Source organism: Streptomyces sp. NPDC058457 (genome assembly GCF_042720695.1).
Classification (GTDB): domain Bacteria; phylum Actinomycetota; class Actinomycetes; order Streptomycetales; family Streptomycetaceae; genus Streptomyces.
The window spans coordinates 12,901-30,725 of the sequence record NZ_JBHXLU010000084.1 but is presented as its reverse complement, the minus strand read 5'-3'; the positions used below and the strand labels follow the sequence as shown (position 1 = coordinate 30,725).

The 17,825-nt window shown below is 70.1% G+C and carries 16 protein-coding genes; 4 read left to right on the top strand and 12 right to left on the bottom strand.

The genetic code is table 11. The features are described 5' to 3' along the window. Positions 1–19: 19 nt before the first annotated feature. From ACFWPS_RS41985 to ACFWPS_RS41970, 4 genes are all read right to left on the bottom strand, one after another. Positions 20–1,600 (bottom strand): ABC transporter substrate-binding protein, encoded by a 1,581-nt coding sequence (locus tag ACFWPS_RS41985; protein WP_383716032.1) that lies wholly within the window; start codon positions 1,598–1,600, stop codon positions 20–22. Between the two features lie 87 nt (positions 1,601–1,687). Next, on the bottom strand, positions 1,688–2,575 hold the full coding sequence (locus ACFWPS_RS41980; protein WP_383716029.1) for an ABC transporter permease: 888 nt from the start codon (positions 2,573–2,575) through the stop codon (positions 1,688–1,690). Continuing rightward, positions 2,565–3,527, bottom strand: a complete 963-nt coding sequence (locus tag ACFWPS_RS41975; protein ID WP_383716026.1) for an ABC transporter permease — start codon at positions 3,525–3,527, stop codon at positions 2,565–2,567. Before ACFWPS_RS41975 ends, ACFWPS_RS41980 begins: the two co-directional genes overlap by 11 nt. Before the next feature lie 11 nt (positions 3,528–3,538). Next, a complete protein-coding gene (locus ACFWPS_RS41970) occupies positions 3,539–4,873 on the bottom strand; it encodes an amidohydrolase family protein (RefSeq protein WP_383716023.1) in 1,335 nt (444 codons plus the stop codon). A 422-nt stretch (positions 4,874–5,295) separates the two neighbouring features. On the opposite strand from ACFWPS_RS41970, the gene ACFWPS_RS41965 reads away from it, so the two are divergent. Next, positions 5,296–5,427: a hypothetical protein gene (locus tag ACFWPS_RS41965; RefSeq protein WP_383716019.1), complete on the top strand. Its 132-nt coding sequence runs from the start codon at positions 5,296–5,298 to the stop codon at positions 5,425–5,427. A 371-nt stretch (positions 5,428–5,798) separates the two neighbouring features. Here ACFWPS_RS41965 and ACFWPS_RS41960 read toward each other — a convergent pair whose 3' ends face one another. Next, positions 5,799–7,469 (bottom strand): GMC oxidoreductase, encoded by a 1,671-nt coding sequence (locus tag ACFWPS_RS41960; protein ID WP_383716016.1) that lies wholly within the window; start codon positions 7,467–7,469, stop codon positions 5,799–5,801. Positions 7,470–7,749: 280 nt separating this feature from the next. On the opposite strand from ACFWPS_RS41960, the gene ACFWPS_RS41955 reads away from it, so the two are divergent. Beyond that, positions 7,750–8,442 carry a TetR/AcrR family transcriptional regulator gene (locus ACFWPS_RS41955; RefSeq protein WP_383716014.1) on the top strand — a complete coding sequence of 231 codons (693 nt, stop codon included), beginning with the start codon at positions 7,750–7,752 and terminating at the stop codon, positions 8,440–8,442. Between the two features lie 102 nt (positions 8,443–8,544). On the opposite strand, the gene ACFWPS_RS41950 is transcribed toward ACFWPS_RS41955, so the two are convergent. From ACFWPS_RS41950 to ACFWPS_RS41935, 4 genes are all read right to left on the bottom strand, one after another. Further along, positions 8,545–9,390 (bottom strand): SDR family NAD(P)-dependent oxidoreductase, encoded by an 846-nt coding sequence (locus ACFWPS_RS41950; RefSeq protein WP_383716011.1) that lies wholly within the window; start codon positions 9,388–9,390, stop codon positions 8,545–8,547. 65 nt (positions 9,391–9,455) lie between these two features. Further along, entirely contained in the window at positions 9,456–10,313 is an 858-nt protein-coding gene (locus ACFWPS_RS41945) for an NAD(P)-dependent oxidoreductase (protein ID WP_383716009.1), read from the bottom strand. Then, positions 10,310–10,837, bottom strand: coding sequence for a nuclear transport factor 2 family protein (locus tag ACFWPS_RS41940; RefSeq protein ID WP_383716007.1), 528 nt, complete (start codon positions 10,835–10,837; stop codon positions 10,310–10,312). The genes ACFWPS_RS41945 and ACFWPS_RS41940 overlap by 4 nt, the downstream gene beginning before the upstream one ends. Before the next feature lie 3 nt (positions 10,838–10,840). Next, entirely contained in the window at positions 10,841–11,923 is a 1,083-nt protein-coding gene (locus tag ACFWPS_RS41935; protein ID WP_383716004.1) for a zinc-binding dehydrogenase, read from the bottom strand. Positions 11,924–12,067: 144 nt separating this feature from the next. On the opposite strand from ACFWPS_RS41935, the gene ACFWPS_RS41930 reads away from it, so the two are divergent. After that, entirely contained in the window at positions 12,068–12,670 is a 603-nt protein-coding gene (locus tag ACFWPS_RS41930; RefSeq protein ID WP_383716001.1) for a TetR/AcrR family transcriptional regulator, read from the top strand. A gap of 477 nt (positions 12,671–13,147) precedes the next feature. Here ACFWPS_RS41930 and ACFWPS_RS41925 read toward each other — a convergent pair whose 3' ends face one another. Together ACFWPS_RS41925 and ACFWPS_RS41920 are read right to left on the bottom strand one after the other, a co-directional pair. Next, positions 13,148–13,411 carry a hypothetical protein gene (locus tag ACFWPS_RS41925; RefSeq protein ID WP_383715998.1) on the bottom strand — a complete coding sequence of 88 codons (264 nt, stop codon included), beginning with the start codon at positions 13,409–13,411 and terminating at the stop codon, positions 13,148–13,150. Positions 13,412–13,482: 71 nt separating this feature from the next. Continuing rightward, positions 13,483–14,880, bottom strand: coding sequence for an alpha/beta hydrolase-fold protein (locus ACFWPS_RS41920; RefSeq protein WP_383715996.1), 1,398 nt, complete (start codon positions 14,878–14,880; stop codon positions 13,483–13,485). Positions 14,881–15,669: 789 nt separating this feature from the next. On the opposite strand from ACFWPS_RS41920, the gene ACFWPS_RS41915 reads away from it, so the two are divergent. Then, positions 15,670–17,007, top strand: coding sequence for a hypothetical protein (locus ACFWPS_RS41915; protein WP_383715994.1), 1,338 nt, complete (start codon positions 15,670–15,672; stop codon positions 17,005–17,007). A gap of 52 nt (positions 17,008–17,059) precedes the next feature. Here the strand turns inward: ACFWPS_RS41915 and araD are convergent, their stop codons facing one another. Continuing rightward, entirely contained in the window at positions 17,060–17,794 is a 735-nt protein-coding gene (araD, locus tag ACFWPS_RS41910; protein ID WP_383715992.1) for an L-ribulose-5-phosphate 4-epimerase AraD, read from the bottom strand. Positions 17,795–17,825 lie beyond the last annotated feature (31 nt).

Here is a 17,825-nt window from a genome sequence, read left to right as displayed (position 1 = left end):
GAGATCCTTGCATCCCCTGTCACGAGGCCAGCCAGGTGTTCTTGAGTTCGAGACGGGTGGCCGTGGCGTCCGGCCGGTAGCCGCCCACCTTGTCGGTCCAGGCCTCGCCGCGTACCGCCTTGGCGTAGGGCACCATCAGGTAGCACTGGTCGGCGATGTACTGGGCGAGCTGGTGGTAGAGGCTGACCCGCTTGCTGTCGTCGCTCTCGCTCGCCGCGGCCGCCATCTGGTCCCACAGGTGCTGGTCCTTGACCTTGGTGGCCGGACCGCCCTTGGCGAACCAGAGGCTGAGGTACTGGCTCGGGTCGGCGTTGAGCACGCTCGTCATCATGATCATGTTGCTGTAGTCGCCGGACAGCACCCGCGGGACGACCGTCGCGAACGGGGTCAGCTTGAGGTCGAGGGTGATGCCGACCTGGGACAGCTGGGCCTTCATCAGCTCCATGGCGGAGATGTCGGGGCCGTACGCCGGGTCGCTGGGCGCGACCAGTTCGAGGCTGACCTTGGTCTGGCCGGCGGCCCGGAGCAGTTCCTTGGCCTTGGCCTGGTTCTGCACGTACACGGAGTCGGCGGAGGTCGGGGTGGTGCCGTACGGGTCCTGGGGCGGGATGACATAGCCGAGGGTGGCGGAGTCGCCGCCGCCGAGGGTCTTGATCAGTGCCTGGCGGTCGACGGCGAGGTTGAACGCCTGTCGTACCCGCTTGTCGGCGAGCGGCCCGCTCAGCGTGTTCATGTTGATCCAGACGCTGGAGACGAGCGGCCCGTTGGCCTCGGTGACGCCGGCCGTCTTCTTGAGGTCGTCCACCAGCCGCAGGTCGCGGAAGGCCATCAGCTGGACGGCCCCCGAGCGCAGGGAGGCCACCCGCGAGGTCTCGTCGGGGATGAGCCGGTAGGTCACGGAGGAGAGGTAGGGCTTGGGCTTCTGCCAGTAGCCGGTGTGTGCGGCGAGCTGGATGGAGACGCCCTTGGTCCACTTCGTGAGCTTGAAGGGGCCGGTGCCGTTCTCCGCCGTCTTGATCTGGTCCTCGGTGTGGGCCGTCGTCCACTTCTTGCTCATGATGGCGCCGCTCCAGGGGCGGGCCAGGAAGTGGTGGAGGGACGGCTGCGGGGCGCTGAGCTCGACCTCCACGGTGGTGGCGTCCACCGCGGTGACCTTCTTGATCCTGTACTGCTGGGTGAACGGCGACTTGATGGCGGGGTCCATCAGCCGTTCCAGGCTGAAGACGACGTCGTCGGTGGTGAGTTCGCTGCCGTCGTGGAGGGTCACGCCCTCGCGGAGGGTGAAGCGGTGGGTGGTGGCGTCGACCTGCCGGTAGCTCTTGGCCAGGCCGGGCTGGACCTTGCCCTTGTCGTCCAGGCTGAGCAGACCCTCGTAGAACTGGGAGACGATCTGCTGGTCGTTGTACGCCTGCGCCACCTGCGGGTCGAAGCCCGTGGTCGGCTCGGCGTCGAGGCCGATGGTGAGGGAACCGCCGCTGACGGGCTTGCCGTTGCTCTTGCCGGCTGTCGTCGCCGTGCCGCCGCACGCCGAGAGGAGAGCCGCGGCCAGCGTGCCGCCGCCGAGCGCGAGGGTGGTTCTGCGGGTGTACCCGTGGTTCATGATCATGACCGCCTGTGCCTGAGGGTTGGGTGAGCGAGGAGAGGTGCCAGGTGGTGGGGGGAAATCGAAAGGCGGAGGGGGTGTGGATCAGGGCGTACGGCGGGTGCCGCGCGGGTCGATCCGTTCCTGGAGGCCGTCGGAGATCAGGCCGAAGGCTGCCGTGGCCACGGCGAGCGTGATCCCGGGGACGACCACGAGCAGCGGGTCGTGTGCCATGTAGCGCTGGCCCTCGAAGATCATTCGGCCCCAGCTCGGTGTCGGCGGCTGGATGCCGAGGCCCAGATAGCTCAGGGACGCCTCCACCAGCACGCAGGTGGCTGCCGTGTTGGCGTACTGGACGAGCGCGGAGGACAGCACGTTCGGCAGCACATGGCGGCCGATGATCACCGGCGGGCTCACCCCGGCGATCCGGGCCGCCGAGACGAAGTCGCGTTCGCGTACGGTCAGCGCCGGAGCGCGGACGATCCGGGCGAAGTACGGTACGAAGATCAGCCCCATGCCCACGACGAGGACCGCCGTGCCCGGCGTGAACACGGAGACCAGCACCAGCGCGAGCAGCACCGAGGGGATGGACATCGCGATGTCCATCACCGCCATCAGCACCCCGTCCACCCGTCGGCCGCTGTAGCCCGCGAGGAGACCGATGGGCACGCCGATCAGCGCGGCGAGCGTGGTGGCCCCGAAGGCGACCAGGAGGGAGTGCAGCGCGGCGACGAAGGTCCTGGTGAACAGGTCGCGGCCGAGGTTGTCGGTGCCCAGCCAGTGGCTGCCGGTGGGCCCGCCGAGCAGGGCGTTGCCGACGTCCTCGGCGGAGTAGGGGCCGAGGCCGGTGACGACCAGGGAGGTCAGCACCAGACCGCCGAGCAGGCAGACACCTGTGGTGAGGGTCGGGTTCCAGCCGCGGAACGGCCGTCGCCCGGCGGTCCTCGCGGTCACGGTCGCGCCCGCGACGGGCGGTACGGTCTCAGCCGTCACGACGTGCTCCTGTCGTCCGGATCCGGGGGTCGATGAGCGGGTAGAGCAGGTCGGTCACCAGGTTGATCACCACATAGGAGGCGCCGAGCGCGAGGACCGCCCCCTGGACCACCGTGAAGTCGTGCTGGGTGATGGAGTTGACGATCAGCGAGCCGAGCCCGGGAAGGGCGAAGACCTGCTCGACGATGACGGTGCCGCCGACCAGCACCCCGAGTTGGAGACCGCCCGCGGTGACCACCGGCACCAGCGCGTTGCGCAGGGCGTGCCGCAGCATCAGGCGCCGTCGCCCGGCGCCCTTCGCCGCCGCGGTGCGCATGAAGTCCTGGCCCGCCACGTCGAGGACTGCGGCCCGCATGTAGCGGCAGAGCGTGGCGCCGAACGGGATGCCCAGCGCCGCCGCGGGCAGCAGCAGGTCCTGGAGGTTGAGCAGCGGGTCCTGGCCGAACGGCACGAAGGAGAACAGCGGCCAGCCCGGGGTCAGCCGGCTCACCAGCAGGACCATGACCGTGCCGACGACGAACGGCGGAAAGGCGAGCCCCAGGAACGCGGTGCCGTTGACCAGCCGGTCGACCGCCCGGCCCTGGTGCATGGCGGACCAGATACCCGCCGGGATGCCCCACACGGCCGCGATCACCGCGGCGTAGACGGCGAGTTCCAGGCTCACCGGGAGCCGCTCGGCGACCTGCGCGGCGACGCTCTGCCCGTCGAGCAGGGAGTTTCCGAGGTCGCCCCGGACGGCGTGCCCGAGCCAGCTGAGGTACTGCGACCACACGGGCTGGTCGAGTCCCAGCTCCCGGGTGATCTGGGCGCGCAGCTCGGGAGTGGAGTTCTCCCCGGCGATCAGGGTCGCCGGATCGCCGGGGATCAGATGCGCGAGCAGGAACACGACAGCGCTCAGGCAGAGCACGACGGCGAGCGCTCGGCCGATCCGGATCAACAGGTAACGCAGCACTGGTCGTCTCCCTATCCCGCGGTGGCGGATGCCGGTGAGCGAGGCGGCACCCGGTCGGTCTCTGCGGTCCGGCGCCTCGCGGCCAGGCCCTGCGGGACGGACGTGGCCGCGTTCGGGTCCATGGCCCGGCCCTCGCGCAGCACCGCGCGCAACCGCCGCCGGTCCCCGAGCAGGCCCAGGTCGGCGAGCGGGTCACCGTCCACGAGCAGCAGATCCGCGTACATCCCCGGGGCGACGGTTCCCGTCCGGGCGCCGAGACCGAGGGCGTCGGCGGCCGCGGAGGTCGCCGCCACCAGGGCCTGCATCGGCGTCATGCCGACCTGCTCGTGCAGCAACTGCAGTTCCCGGGCATGGGAGCCGAACCGCATGGTGTTGGAGGAGTCGCTGCCCGCGATCATCCGTACGCCGGCCCGATGGGCCCGGCGGACGGAGGCGAGCCGGCGCTCGCGCAGTCGCTCCCCCTTGTCCAGATGCTCGGCGGACAGACCGCGCTGTCGTCCGTGTTCCGCCATGAACTCGCTGAGGGTGAGGGTCGGGCAGAGGAAGGTGCCCTGTTCCAGCATCAGCTCGATGAGGTCGTCGTCGAGTTCGGAGCCGTGCTCCAGGGTGTCCACCCCGGCGCACAGGGCCGCCTCGATCCCGGCCCGGGTGTGCGCGTGCGCCGCCACCCGCAGGTCCAGGGCGTGGGCCTCGTCGACGATGGCGTCGATCTCGGCGTCCGTGTAGTTGCGCCATCCGGTCCTGTCGCCGATGGAGAGGGTGCCGCCGCTGGTGCAGATCTTGATCAGGTCCACGCCCATCCGGGCGTACTCCCGGACGCGTTTACGGCACTCGTCGGCGCCGTCGGCCGGAGCCCACATCCGCTTCTCGTCGAGCGTCGCCGGGCAGAACATGTCGCCGTGCCCTGCGGTCATGCCGACCAGACCGGAGGCGACGACCCGGGCCCCGTCGAGGACGTGCTCGTCCATCACGTGCTTGACGGCCACCTCGGGCAGCGAACCCGCGGTGTCACGGACCGTGGTGAAACCCGACCGCAGTGCCTCACGGGCGTTGGCGGCGGCGTGCAGAGTCTGTTCCTCGACCGAGGTCAGCATGTTCCACAGGTGCACGTCCTGCGGCCGGGCGCCCGCGTTGGACCGCAGATGCACATGGCAGTCGATGAGCCCCGGCAGCAGCGTCGTCCCCGGCAGGTCGTACACCCGGTCCTGAGGGGCCGTCACCGTCCTGTCCGCCGGACCCACTTCGGTGATCACCGAGCCGTCGATCACCACGGACATGCCCGGTCGCGGGGCACTTCCCGTGCCGTCGATCAACGTCACCCCGGAGAGGACCGTTCGCTCCGCCATCCAAAGCTCCTCGGTCGGTGGCCGGAAACCGGGCGGCACCCGGCGGCCGTCCGCGTGCCCGGCCCGGACCGTGACGGCGGCGCACCGAGTGGTGGAGGCGGTCGCGGCGGGGCCGGAATGGGAGACCGTTCCCTCGGTGCAGTGATGACCGCGACGGCCAGGGCGGACACTGCCCCGGTACCGTGTACCGACCGCGTGATCCGCACACGGTGCGGTACGGGAGCTCGCGGGCTCGGCAGGTTTCGTCATGGCTTGTTCACCTCCCGGTTGGAACTGACACCGAGGAGTGTGGGCGGGGGAGCGTCTGCCGGTGTTACGGCGCAGATTTCGCCGGAGTTCCGCATCGGACGCGCAGGAATCCGCCGCGCCTGGAGGCGCAGATTTCCGCCACGGCCGAGTCGCGGGAGTCGACGCTGCCCACCGTGCCCCGGGACGCCGACTGCGACACCGCCGTCACCGACCGGGCGCAGGCGGCGCTACAAGCAACCGCGCGCGGGCGGGAACTCACCGGGTGGCGACGCGAGTTCGGCTCCTGCCTCTCGGCCGGGCTGTGAGGCCGGTGTCCGGTCGTGTCCCCCGACGTCCGGGCAGGGCACATCCTCACCGGTCACCATCGCAGGCGCGCTGCCGTCGAACGTCTCGCCGCGGTGGGCGGCCACGTCGCCGGAAGCCTCTCGGAAGCGGTGCGCGACGCCGTCTCGTGATCACCCTGCTCCCGGCGGACGCTGAGATCACCCCGGGCGAGGGCGGCGTGCTGGCGCCACCGCCACCAGGCCACCGCACGCCGCTGTCACTACCGCCGCCGCACCCGGAGTCACGAACTTTTGCCACCTGACGGGACATCAACCGAGTACAGTCACGAACACGCCCCTGACCAGCGAGAACAGCGAACCGCAACTGGAGTGCCAAGAGGTGGGGCGGACTCCTAGAAAACGCGGCCGACGTCCTGGCGGACGATGGTCTGCATGCTGTGTTCGGCGAGGGCGGCGATGGTCATGGAGGGGTTGCACGCGCCGGTGGAGCCCGGGATGCGGGCGCCGTCCAGGACGTAGAGGCCCTTGTGGCCGAGGACGCGCCCGGTGAGGTCGACGGCTTCGCCCATCGGGACGCCGCCCAGGGCGTGCCAGGTGGAGGGTGCCTGGGCGTTGGTGTCGATCATCAGGCCGCCGCCGGCCGTGGCGATGGCCTGCATCCGGTCCGCTATCAGCGCTTGCAGGGCCGCGTCCGCGTCGGCGGGCCAGGTGAGTACGGCGTCGTCGGCGTCGGCGTCGTAGGCCCAGGTGCCCGCGCCGTCGACGATGCCGAAGCCGACGATGGTCAGTGCGGTGACGCCGGTCTGCTGGACGGGTGAGCCGGCGTGGACGACGGTGAGCGGGACGGGGCTGTCAGGGGCGGTGCCGCCGACGCAGGCGGGGCCGCCCTGCTGGGTGCCCGCGTCGCCGGTCGGGTTGATCCAGGCCCAGATCCGGTCGCCGTTGTTGCCCCACCGGGTGCCGATGGCGTCGGGCAGATCGGGGATCAGGTTCTTGGCGCGGGACTTGACCAGGAGTCTGGTGGTGCCCGGCGAGCCCGCGTTGAGGAAGACGGCGTCGGCGGTGATACGGATCTGCTCCTGCACGGCGCCGCCGGTGTCGATGCGGTCCACGGACAGCACCCAGCGCCCGTTCGCGGCCATCGCCAGATCGCGCACGACATGCAGGGGTGCCACCTCGACCAGGCCGGTGGACTCCGCCTGGGCGAGGTAGGTGACGTCGATGGAGTGCTTGCCGCCGTTGTTGACGCCGAAGGCGATGTCACTGCTGGTGTACGTGGCCTCGTACTGGCCGGTCAACTCGCCGCGGGCGTAGCTCCAGTCGATGGGCAGGGGCACCCTGAACGGGCTCAGGCCCGCCTTGGGGGCGATGGCCTCGAAGAGACGGGAGGACTTGTACGGGTCGGAGGCGAGGATGTCGTAGGGGATGGTGGAGATGCCCAGCATCCGGGCGACCGTGGGATAGGCCCACCGGTTCAGGTCGTCGTACAGGCCCGCCGCCACTGGTATCGACGTGGCGAAGTCGGCCTTCGTCGGCTGGAGGGTCATGCCGTGGTACATGATCGACCCGCCACCGACCGCCGCGCCGACCATGGCGGTCATGCCGTTGCCCACGACGGGTTCGAGGACGCCGGTGAACGGCGTCCACGTCTTGTCGACGCCGCCGACGACGGCGTGGTCGGTCAGCCAGGCGGAGCGGTTGTCCATGTTCGCGAAGCGGCAGAACGTGGTGGCGTTGGGGCCGGTCCGCCAGCGCAGGCCCCGTTCCAGGACCAGGGTGGACACCCCGGCCTGGGCCAGCCGCAGCGCGGTCACACCCCCGCCGAAGCCGGTACCCACGACCACCGCCCGGGCGCGCCGCTCCGTCACGGCGGCGGCGGTCACCGAGGTCGCGAACGTCGCGGACGTCGTGGCCGACGCCCTGCCGGCGCCGGCCACGGCCCCGCCGAGTGCGGCTGCACCCAGCGCTGTCGCGCCGAGCGCCCGGCGACGGCTTATCCCGGACGCGGAGTGGGGGGACGCGGACCGGGGGGACGCGGACTGGTGAGAAACGTTGTCGGACATGAGACTCCCGTGGGGAGGACCCTCGCGGGCCGCGGGCGCACGAGGGCCGGACTGTGGGGGCGAGCTCATTCGTGACCGGGGCGAGGCGTGCTCCGCCACCCCGGACCGTGGATCTTGACAGTGGTGGCCTGCTTCCTCGGCGGCGACTAGGACGGAAGCGCATTTGGCATGTCCATGAAGGAGCGAGGCGTCCCTACTGTAGCGCCACTTGTCACTCCGTGCCATAAAGTCGCGACGCGACATGAACTAGGCTTGGCATATCTATGTCAAGGAGGGGTGAATGGGCGGGCACCTCGGTAGCCGTACGGAGCGACCGCCGTTGAGGGAGCGTCGCCGCGCGGCAACGCGGGTGGAGATCGCCGATGAGGCGGTCCGGCTCTTCGTCGCCCAAGGCGTGGCGGCGACCACCGCGGAGGACATCGCCTCGGCCGCCGGGATCTCCACCCGCACTCTGTGGCGCTACTTCCGATCCAAGGAGGAGTGTGTGCGTCCGCTCCTCACGGCGGGCATGGAGCTGATCGCCGAGCGCCTGCGGGCCCACTGGAGGAAGGGCGGTGCGCCCTCCAGGGCGTTCGAGGACGCGGACGATCCCGGTCTGGCGGCCGAACTGCATGTGGTGGCGCTGCGCGATCTCGTGCGACTGAGCCGTGACGAGCCGGGACTGCGCGCCGTCTGGCTGGAGACGCACTTCGACGCCGAGGCCGTGTTCGCCCGCGTGATCGCCGACGGCAGCGACCGGTCCGAGCACGACCTCGCGATCCGCCTTGAGGCGGGCATGCTGAACGCCGCGCTGCGCATCACCGTGGAGGACTGGGCCCTGCAGCCCGACGGCCCGAACGGCCCGTCTCCCGGCCAGAGCCTCGCGCACGCTCTGCGAGTGATGACCCAGCTTCTCGATCCGGAAACCGATACGGCTGCCGACCGGAAGCGAATGGTTCACCGCCCGGCGACGGACTCCCGCCCCCCACGTTAGGACCTCACCCGGCGGGGAGGTGACCCGGTTCGCCGCGCGGGAGGCCGTGCGAGGCCTGTCCGACCCCGAGATCGCCGGAGCGCTCACCACGGGCTGGAAAGATCATTCCGAGACGGATCTTCCGTGCTGTTCCTCTTTCCCCGCGAGTTTCCCCCCGAGCGCGGACACGCTCCGGCTCATCGCGAGTACCGCGTGGCGGCGGTTGAGTCCGCCGAACGGCGAGCCACCGGTCGGGGTGCTGCTGCCGGAGATCCAGGTGGGACCCTCGGCCAGATGGTCCAGCGCCTCCTCGGCGACGTCCTTCGGATCGGCCGACTTGCCGTCGTACGCGCGTCCTTGTGCCTCTTCCGCGCGTCGCAGTGACGGGGTGTCGGTCCTGCCGAGGACGAGACCGAGGACGTCCACTCCGCTGTCGCGCCACTCCGCCCACAGGCTTTCCGCCAGGATGAGATCGAACGCCTTCGTCGCGCCGTAGGCGGCGAGCGTGGCCCCGCCGGCCCAGGCCGCGCCGGACGTCACCAGCACCATGGCCCCCCGTTTCCGGTCCACCATCGGGCCGCCGAAGCGGTAGGCCGCTTCCAGTACGGCGACGCAGTTGCGGTGGACCAGCCCCAGATGGGTGTCCAGATCCTTGTCGAGGAACGCGACACTTCGGTCGTCGCCACCGGCGTTGTAGACGAAGAGCCCGACCTCCAGGTCGGAGGTCGCGCGCGCGAGTGCGGCCAGGGCACCGGGGGAACCGAGGTCGAGCGCGACCGTGCGGACCTCGACGCCGTGCTGCGCCCGGATGTCGTCGGCGCATGCCTCCAGTACGGGTAAACGCCGCGCCACCAGTACGACGTTCATGCCCCGGGAGGCCATCCCCTGGGCGAACGCGGCCCCGACTCCGTCGGATCCGCCGGCGACGATGCCCCACGGCCCGTACGTGCTCGTGAGAGTCTCAGCCATTCTGTACTCCTTGTCCGGGGCGATCGGTCAACTGGAACGGGCGGAAGGGAAGTTCACAGGGAAGTTCACGTGAACGAGTCGCGACCGGCCGAACGGAGCACTTTCCCTTCGACCGCGTCCGAGGACAGGACTCTCCCGAGGATTCCGAGGTCCGCTCCCGCGTCCGCCGCGACCTGGCGTACCACGGTGACGTCCTTGCTCATCAGGTCCGCGAGACGCTCCGCGACCGTGTCGACCGAGCCGCCGCCGGCGATGACGCCGAGCGCTCGGCTGGCGCCGCTGCCGTGCTGCACGGCGGCCAGGATCGTCTTCTCCTCGATCCCCAGCGAGCCGGCGAGGCGCACCGCGTCGATCGCGAGACCTACCTGTGCCACGAACAGTGCGTTGTTGACGAGCTTGCCCCGCTGACCGTTGCCGACCGGCCCCACGGACATGACCGGCGAGGCATACGTCTCCAGCAGTGGACGCGTGGCGTCCAGTACGGCCTCGTCCCCGCCCACCCACAGGGTGAGCCGGCCCGCGGCGATGTCCTGCGGGCTGCCGGAGAGCGCGGCGTCGAGCACCCTGATCCCGCGCTTCGCGCCCGCCTCGGCGAGGAGTTGTGCGGTCGCGGGGGCGGAGGTGGTGTGCTGGACGAGCGTCGCGCCCGGTTTCATGACCGCGATGGCACCGTCCGAGCCTCCCGTACCCTGCGAACCGAGGCAGACCGATCGCACCTGCTCGTCCGTCAGCACGACGACGAACACCGCGTCGGCGTCGCGCACCGTTGCCGCGACCGTGTCGGCACAGGTCAGCCCGTCGGCCTCGGCCGCCGCACGGGCCTCTGGGCGGCGTGCACAGACGGTGACGTCGTGATCCGCGGCCACCAGGCGGTCGAGGATCGGCCGGCCCATACGGCCCGGGCCGATGAAACCGATCTTCACTCGTCCTCCAGGCGGCCGCGAGGGGCGGGCGGCGCGAGCATCTCGCGGTGTTCGGCGCTGCCGTCGAGGTTGGCGTTGATGCGCTCGGTGATGCGCCAGCCCTGCGGGGTGCGCGCCCAGCGCCAGGTGTTCGCGGACACCTGGAACACCCAGAAACGGCCGGCCTCGGCGTCCCAGCGCAGGTGCAGCGCGTGGCTGCGGCCGGTGGCGCGGTCGCCGTCGACGACGATGTGGGGTGCGGTCAGGACGTGACCGCAGCCCTTGTGGATCAGGCTCTGGTGGCCGGCGCCGTGCACCATGCCGGCGATGTCGTCCCGGCCTTCCATGCGCAGATGGGGGATGGCGTCGAAGATGCCGTCGTCGGTCCACAGCCCTGCCGCGGCCTCTCCCGAACCGCTGTCGACCGCGGGCCCGTACTGGGCGACGAGTTGCATGATCTCGACCTGGTCCTCCAGGGCGCGCACCTTCGCCGTCAGTGTCTCCAGCGCGGCGCGCAACTCGGCGAGTTCGTCGGTGTCGCTCATCCGTCACAGCTCCCCGGGTACTACGACGATGCGGGCGGGTCCGTTCCCGTCGCGGACCGCGTCGAGCGCGGCGGGCACCCCGTCGAGCCCGACGGTTCCTGCGCCGCCCAGCATCGGCGCGACATCGAGGCCGCCCGAGCAGACCGCTTGGAACGCCTCGTCCCAGTGGGCCATCGACGGGCCGCCGCCGAACTGGATGTTCAGGCCCTTCCGCTTCGCGGTCAGGGTGTGCAGGTGGTCGCCTTCGGGCGGTCCGCCGACGGAGAAGATCCGGGTGCCGCGCGCACATCCCTTGATGATCGAGTCGAGGACGCCCGGAACACCGACGCACTCGAACACGACACCGTCCGGTTGACCGTGCGGCGCCGTCGTGTCCTTCACCGACCCGTCCGGTCCATGGGCGTGGGCGCGCGCCACGTCGTGCCATGCCCGGTACGGCGAGACCGCGGCCGGATCGACGACCACATCGGCCCCCATGGCCAGTGCGGTGGCGCGCCGCGACGCCACGAAGTCCACCGCCACGATCGGGCCCACGCCCAGGCTTCTGAGCCGCGCGATCACCGACAGCCCGATGGCGCCGCAGCCGATGACGAGCGGTGTCTCCTTCGGCGTCACCCGGGCGCGCGAGGCGGTCGACCAGCCGACCGAGATCGCGTCGGCGACACACACGATCTCGCTCGGGAGGTCCGAGTCCACGACCCGGGTGATGGCCTCGGTCACCAGGAAGTACTCGCCGAACGCGCCGGGCGACTCGGGGTTCTGCCCGATGATCCTCCGGCCGGCGGGGGTGGTCAGCACCGGCAGGGAGCTGACGCGCGTACCGACGGGGATCCGGCGCTCGGTGTCCGGACCGTAGTCCACGACTTCGGCGCAGTACTCGTGGCCCATGACGATGTCGACGTCCTGGTCGTAGGTCGACATTCCGCTGTCGTCGTCGGCACCCGCCTCCGGATGGTCCATGAAGTGAAGGTCCGACGCGCAGACACCGCACGCGAGCGAGCGGACGAGGAGCTGGCCCGGTCCGGGAACAGGATCCTCGATGTCTCGCACCTCGACCGTTCCGCCCCGTAGCACAGCAGCACGCATCAGCGTCTCCTCCGCAGTCCGTCCTCCGGGACTGTAGCGTCACTGCGGGAATTACAGAAGACGGTCTCCTATAATTGAGGACGGGTAGTCGGCTTCGACCGTCGGGCAGGACCTGGCCAGTACCTGTTCAATACAATCGCCGACATGGAAGAGCCTCGCCGCCGCCCGGGCCGTCCACGTGACATGAGCATCAACGAACGGGCTCTCACGGCAACGCGCGAACTGCTCGTCCGACGCGGCTTCGACGCGACTACGATCCAGGCCGTCGCGGAGCAGTCCGGTGTGCACGCCTCGGCCATCTACCGGCGCTGGCCGTCAAGGATCGAGCTGATCGAGGAGGCCACGTTCCCCGGGCTCAGCCCACTGAGCGTGCAGCCGACGGGGGATCTCCGGCGCGATCTGCGCCGCTTCATCGGCGCCTACCTGACGGCCTTCGGCGCCCCGGCCGCGCGCGCGGCTGCGGCCGGACTCCTCGCGCACCATCAGGCCTCGGAGCGCACCCGTTCACCGGAGCTGTATCTGCGTGTGTCGGCGCGGCCTCAGTTCCAGGACATCCTGCGCGCTGCTCCACCCGGCAGCGTCGACCCGGCCGTGGACCCGGACGACGTCTTCGACATGCTCCTTGCCGCGGTCCTGACCCGTACGCTGCTCTCGACCGTCATCGTGCGAACCCACCCCGTCGAGCGCACCGTTGAGATGATTCTCCGGCTGCTGCGACCCCTGGACCAGCCGACGCAGTCGGAATAGGGCCGCTGTCCTCCACGGTGACGACGCTTCTGCCGGCGATCGGTTCTTGGACCTGGGGTACCGAGCAGATCGTGGCGGTCACCGACACCTGCCTTCGCGGCCGGGCGACCGCGCAGGCATGGGACCGGCTGCACCCCAGGCCGACCCGGCGGGCGGCCTGGCTCGACCACGACGAACCGCTGCGCCTGATCGAGGGCACGGTCATCCGCCTGGCCGGGGAGGAGCTGCCGTCCGGCGGGGTGAACAAGCCGGTCTGGCTGTGGTGGTCGGGTATCGGCGCCAGCGCGGCGGATGTCGACCGCTGCTGGCAGTTGTTCCTCCGGCGTTTCGACCTGGAGCACACGTTTCGCCCTGTCGCCGCTGCACGTCGCGCAGGCCGAGGAGAGGGCCGCGGTGCTGTCCGGTCCGGCCCACGGGAGTCCATGAGGTGGTGGTGGTCAGTCAGCCTCCGCCCCTGCGGCCGGAGCATCGAGCGCTCTACGCGGCGTTGGCCAGTTCGGCCGGGGGGCTCGTGCTGCACCAGCGCAGCGGGGGCACCACGGGGGTGGTTTCCCCCGGACCGGACACAGCCGTGGCGCGGGCGAGGAGCGCGCCGTTGCCGGGCGGCGGGGTGCCGAGTCCGTCGCCGAGCCTGCGCAGTGCGGCCGCGAGCGGGAGCTGAGGGAAAGGGAAGTCCGCAGGAAGCAGCCCGGCCCGCCTGTCCCGGGGGCCTGACCGTTGCTCCGGCCCGGCTCGGACCACGTGCACCTCATTGAACCGAATGGGCGGACCCGGGCCTTGTCAGCACCGGACCCGCCCCTTGCGGAGGTGTCCTACTCGGACTGCCTCATGATCCAGTCCCGGATGCCCGGAATGGTGTACGCGATGTGCCACGTGCCCATGTGCGCGCTGGTGCCGGAGCCGGAGGGGACCGTCGTGCCGGTGAGGAAGGAGGCGTAGTTGACCGGTGCCTTCTGGGCCTTGAGGTTGCGGACGTCCGCGGCGAACTGGGCTGTGGTGGACTGGCCGTCCCACACCGCGGTGGCGACCTGGGTGCCCGCGTCCTCGATGGCCGCGGTGATGGCGTTCTCGCCGGGGTAGGCCTTGTCGTCGTCCTGGGAGACGACGATCCACAGGTTCTTGTCGGCCAGCGGTGCGACCTGCTCGGCGGGCCACTGACCGGCGACGATGAACGCGGCCGCGAACAGGTCCGGGTACCTGATGTTCAGACCCAGCGACATCATCGCGCCCATCGACTGGCCGGTCGTGTAGCGGCGGTTCTCGTCGATCGAGTACTGCTCCGTCACGGCCTGGACGAGGTTGGCCGTGGCGTCGAACAGCGTCGAGGGTGCGTAGTCGTCGTCGATGACCACGGAGCCGTACTCGGGGGCGAGGACGAAACTCTCGTGCTTCGCCTGGTCCTCGGGGCTGGCCCAGCACACGGCTCCCAGGCCCTGGACCAGCGGGCCCTCGGTGGCCACGTTGACGACGCTCGCGTCGTGCATGAACAGCACGAGCGGATACCGCCTGCGGGGGTTGTAGTCCTTCGGGATGAAGAGGTTGTACCTGAGGCTCTGACCGGTGGCGGGGTCGTCGAAGGTGAACTGCTGGAAGTCGTCGACGATGAGGTTCACGACGGCGCTGGTCGTCAGGGTCGTGCCGGTGGCCGCATAGCGGGCGCCGTGCGTCGTCCTGACGGTGTCCTTCTGGACCACGGAGGCCGTCGCCGCCACGATCGTTCCGCCCGGCGTGCTGTCGCCGACCTTCGGCCCGCCGGCTCCCGGGGCACCGCCTGAGCCGCCCGATCCGCTCGTGTCGCTCGGGCTGGGACTCGGAGAGCCCGTCGAGGTGCCGCCACCGCCCTGCTGCGTCACCCACAGTGCCGCCGTGGCGTCGTCGGGCGAGAGCTCGACGACGGCGAACCGGCCGTCCCTGCCCCGCTCGGCCAACGCGGCCGTCCTGTTCGCGTAGACCTTGGTGACGGTCCGGCCGGTGACGGCGAACGTGGACGTCGAGAGGGTGGAGCCGTCGATGTCGCGGTCGTACTCGACGGCCACGGCGATGAGCTTCTGGCCGTCCCCGAACACCTTCGTGATCGCGGTCGCGCCTCGGACGTGGCCGGCCGTGGAAGCCGTTTCGTTCGGGTCGGCCGCCGCACCGAGAGCCGTTCCACCCACAACAGCTGCGGCACCGGCCGCCGCGGCTCCCGCTATGAACGTACGCCTCTCCACCAATGCAGACTCCTTTGTCGGTGACGACTGATCGCCACAATTCATCGGCCCGTGCAGACCGCCCGGACAACGTCCGCAACGCTAAGAAGTCCTGCTTGGAAAGCGCTGTGCGAGTTTCAGCCACACAGTCGCGGGACGCTCATTTTCCACAGGCCGCGCACATATCTCCTGGTCACGCCGTCACGTCGTGGTGTGCAAACTCATCTTTCGCGAGGTGCACTTGGCATCCCTCACCGTTCGCCTGACCATCTGACCCACTCCTGCCGACGATTCGAATGGGCCGTTCGTTCTATAGCGGGCGACGAGAAATGCGAGGGTGATTGGCGCGTCCGGGTGACCTGACGAGCCGACGAGGGCATCCGGCGGGTGCCCCGTGCCGACGGCTCCGTCGCCCGGATCGACGGAGTGCCGCTTCTCAGGGCTCAGGTCGGCAAGGTGTCCGAGGCTCTGAGGAAACTGTGAATTAGTCCTGTGAGGTTGCGCTGTATTCCGTGTGGTGTGATCGGGCGGTTTCACGGCGTGCGTCCGACCGGTGTTCTTGCCGGGCGTGGCGAGAAGGCGCCCCACGAAATCAAGCCGTCGATACCTGCTGTGAAAGCTGAGCTTGCATCCCGCGAATTGCTGTTTCCTGGAACCGCTGTGATGCTTCCTCGGTGTTATGCCGACGCATGCCGAGCGAATCGATCGAAAACGTCGGCAGTCGGCTACGGGCCTGTCTTTTTCCTGTGGAGGACTGCGATGTCTGAGCGAAAAGAGAACGATATGGACCAAGCGGGCTATTTTGGGGACGTGAGCCGCCGCTCGTTCGTCGCGGCGACGACCCTCGCGGTGGCCGCCACCGCCGTCGTGGGCGGCGCGACGGCGGCCGGAGCCGCCACGAAGGCCGCGACCGGGCTGAAGGCGGGTGCCGGCAAGGCCGCGTTCACGCCCAGCGCCTCGATCCTCCCCCTGGACAACTTCACCTCGGTGCACGACGACCTGTACGCGCGGGTCCTGTTGGTCGAGTCCGGCTCCCGCCGTGTCGCCCTGGCGGTGCTGGACCTCACCTCGATCAGTGCCGAGGCGATCGGGCTGATGCGCGAGGCCATCACCGCGGCCACCGGCATCGCGCCGGCGAACATCATGGTCACCGTCACGCACTGCTTCTCCGCCCCGCACGTCGCGGACAGCAGCTCGTCGGCGGGCGCCGCGACGTACGTGCAGAACATCGTCACCGCCACCAAGAACGCGGTCGCTGACGCGGTCGCGAACCTCCAGGACGCCCAGGTCGGCTACGGCCGCGGTACGGCCGACGTCAACGTCAACCGCAACGTGCTCACCGCGGACGGCTACTGGCTGGGCGTCGACGAGCAGGGCACCTCGGACCACGGCGTGTACGTCGCCCGGTTCAACGATCTCGACGGCAACCCGATCGCCGTCCTGACCAACTACAACGTGCAGTCCTGTGTGATGCAGGACTCCGTCATGAGTGACGGCAGCCTCCCGATCACCGCCGACCTGGCCGGCGCCGCCACCGCGCACGTGGAGAGCCAGTACCCCGGCGCCGTCGGCTTCTGGCTCGTCGGCGCCTGCGGCGACCAGTTCCCGGCCTACCGCTCGAAGCGGTACACGATCGACAAGAACGGGGCGTGGACCTACGGAGTCGACCTGCACGACGCCGGCTTCGCACTGCTGACCGCGCAGGGCGAGCGCCTGGGCAACGAGATCGTGCGGGTGTCCCAGGCCATCACCAGGTACGAGAGCGGCAAGAACGTCACGGTCCGGCTGCTCACCGACGACGTCACCGCCACCGAGATGGAGACCGACCATCCCACGGGCCCGGTGAAGACCGCCACCTACACCCCCACCGACACCGCCGAGGTACCGGTCTGGGTCTTCCAGGTCGGCAAGGGCGTGTTCGCCGGCGTCGAGCCGGAACTGTCCACCAGCACGGCGGCCGCCATCCGCAAGGCGTCCCCGTTCGCCAGCACCTTCGTCATGTCGATGTTCGAGGGCGGCGCCAAGAACATGCCCGACCGCTGGAACTACGACAACTTCACCTACGAGGCACGTGACGGTTTCTACGTCGAGGGCACCGCCGAGAAGGTCGCCGTGCGGATCGAACGCCTCGTCAAGTCCCTCAACTGAAAAGCCGAGTTGCCGGTGTCCCTGGCCTGAGCGCCCGCGCCGACGGCGATCCTCACCATGAGCGGGCCGGGGCCGCCACCTCCGGGTTGCCGTAGTACGCGTCGGGGCCGTGTTTGCGGGTGTAGTGCCGTTCCAGGAGATGCCGGGGCGGCGGGGCGGTGGGGATCAGGGCGAGGGTGTGGGTGGCGATGCCGGCGACGGCTTCGCAGATGATCGCGTGCTCCAGGGATTTGCGCGCACTCGCACCCCAGGTGAACGGGCCGTGGTTGGCGACCAGCGCGGCGGGCACCTCGGCGGCCGTCCGGTCGTCCGACTTCAGCAGGTCCACGATGACGCGCCCGGTGTTGTACTCGTAGTCCCTGGCGCACTGCTCCGGAGTGAGGTCCGGGGTACACGGGATGGGCCCGTTGAAGGTGTCGGCGTGGGTGGTGCCCAGGACGGGGATGTCCCGGCGCGCCTGGGCGAAGGCGACCGCGTGGGTGGAATGGGTGTGGGTGACTCCGCCGACAGAGGGGAACGCGAGGTACAGACAGCGGTGGGTCTCGGTGTCGGTGGAGGGGCGCAGGTCGCCGTCGACGACCGCTCCGTCGGTCAGTCGTACGGTGACCAGGCTGTCGATGGAGAGGTCGTCGTAGGGCACCCCCGAGGGCTTGATGACGAACACCCCCGCCTCACGGTCGACTCCGCTGACGTTGCCCCAGGTCAGGGTCGCGAGACCGGCCTGGGGTATGGCCAGGTTCGCCGCCAGCACCTCCTGGCGCAGGCCGTCCCGTACGGTGAGGGTCATCGGTGCTCCTTGTTCTTGCTGTGGTGACGGG

What these genes read in the sequence shown, in the direction of transcription:
- ACFWPS_RS41985 (WP_383716032.1), bottom strand. Translation starts at nt 1,600, where the DNA reads ATGAACCACGGGTACACCCGCAGAACCACCCTCGCGCTCGGCGGCGGC.
- ACFWPS_RS41970 (WP_383716023.1), bottom strand. Translation starts at nt 4,873, where the DNA reads ATGGCGGAGCGAACGGTCCTCTCCGGGGTGACGTTGATCGACGGCACG.
- ACFWPS_RS41960 (WP_383716016.1), bottom strand. Translation starts at nt 7,469, where the DNA reads ATGTCCGACAACGTTTCTCACCAGTCCGCGTCCCCCCGGTCCGCGTCC.
- ACFWPS_RS41955 (WP_383716014.1), top strand. Translation starts at nt 7,750, where the DNA reads ATGGGCGGGCACCTCGGTAGCCGTACGGAGCGACCGCCGTTGAGGGAG.
- ACFWPS_RS41950 (WP_383716011.1), bottom strand. Translation starts at nt 9,390, where the DNA reads ATGGCTGAGACTCTCACGAGCACGTACGGGCCGTGGGGCATCGTCGCC.
- ACFWPS_RS41940 (WP_383716007.1), bottom strand. Translation starts at nt 10,837, where the DNA reads ATGAGCGACACCGACGAACTCGCCGAGTTGCGCGCCGCGCTGGAGACA.
- ACFWPS_RS41935 (WP_383716004.1), bottom strand. Translation starts at nt 11,923, where the DNA reads ATGCGTGCTGCTGTGCTACGGGGCGGAACGGTCGAGGTGCGAGACATC.
- ACFWPS_RS41930 (WP_383716001.1), top strand. Translation starts at nt 12,068, where the DNA reads ATGGAAGAGCCTCGCCGCCGCCCGGGCCGTCCACGTGACATGAGCATC.
- araD (WP_383715992.1), bottom strand. Translation starts at nt 17,794, where the DNA reads ATGACCCTCACCGTACGGGACGGCCTGCGCCAGGAGGTGCTGGCGGCG.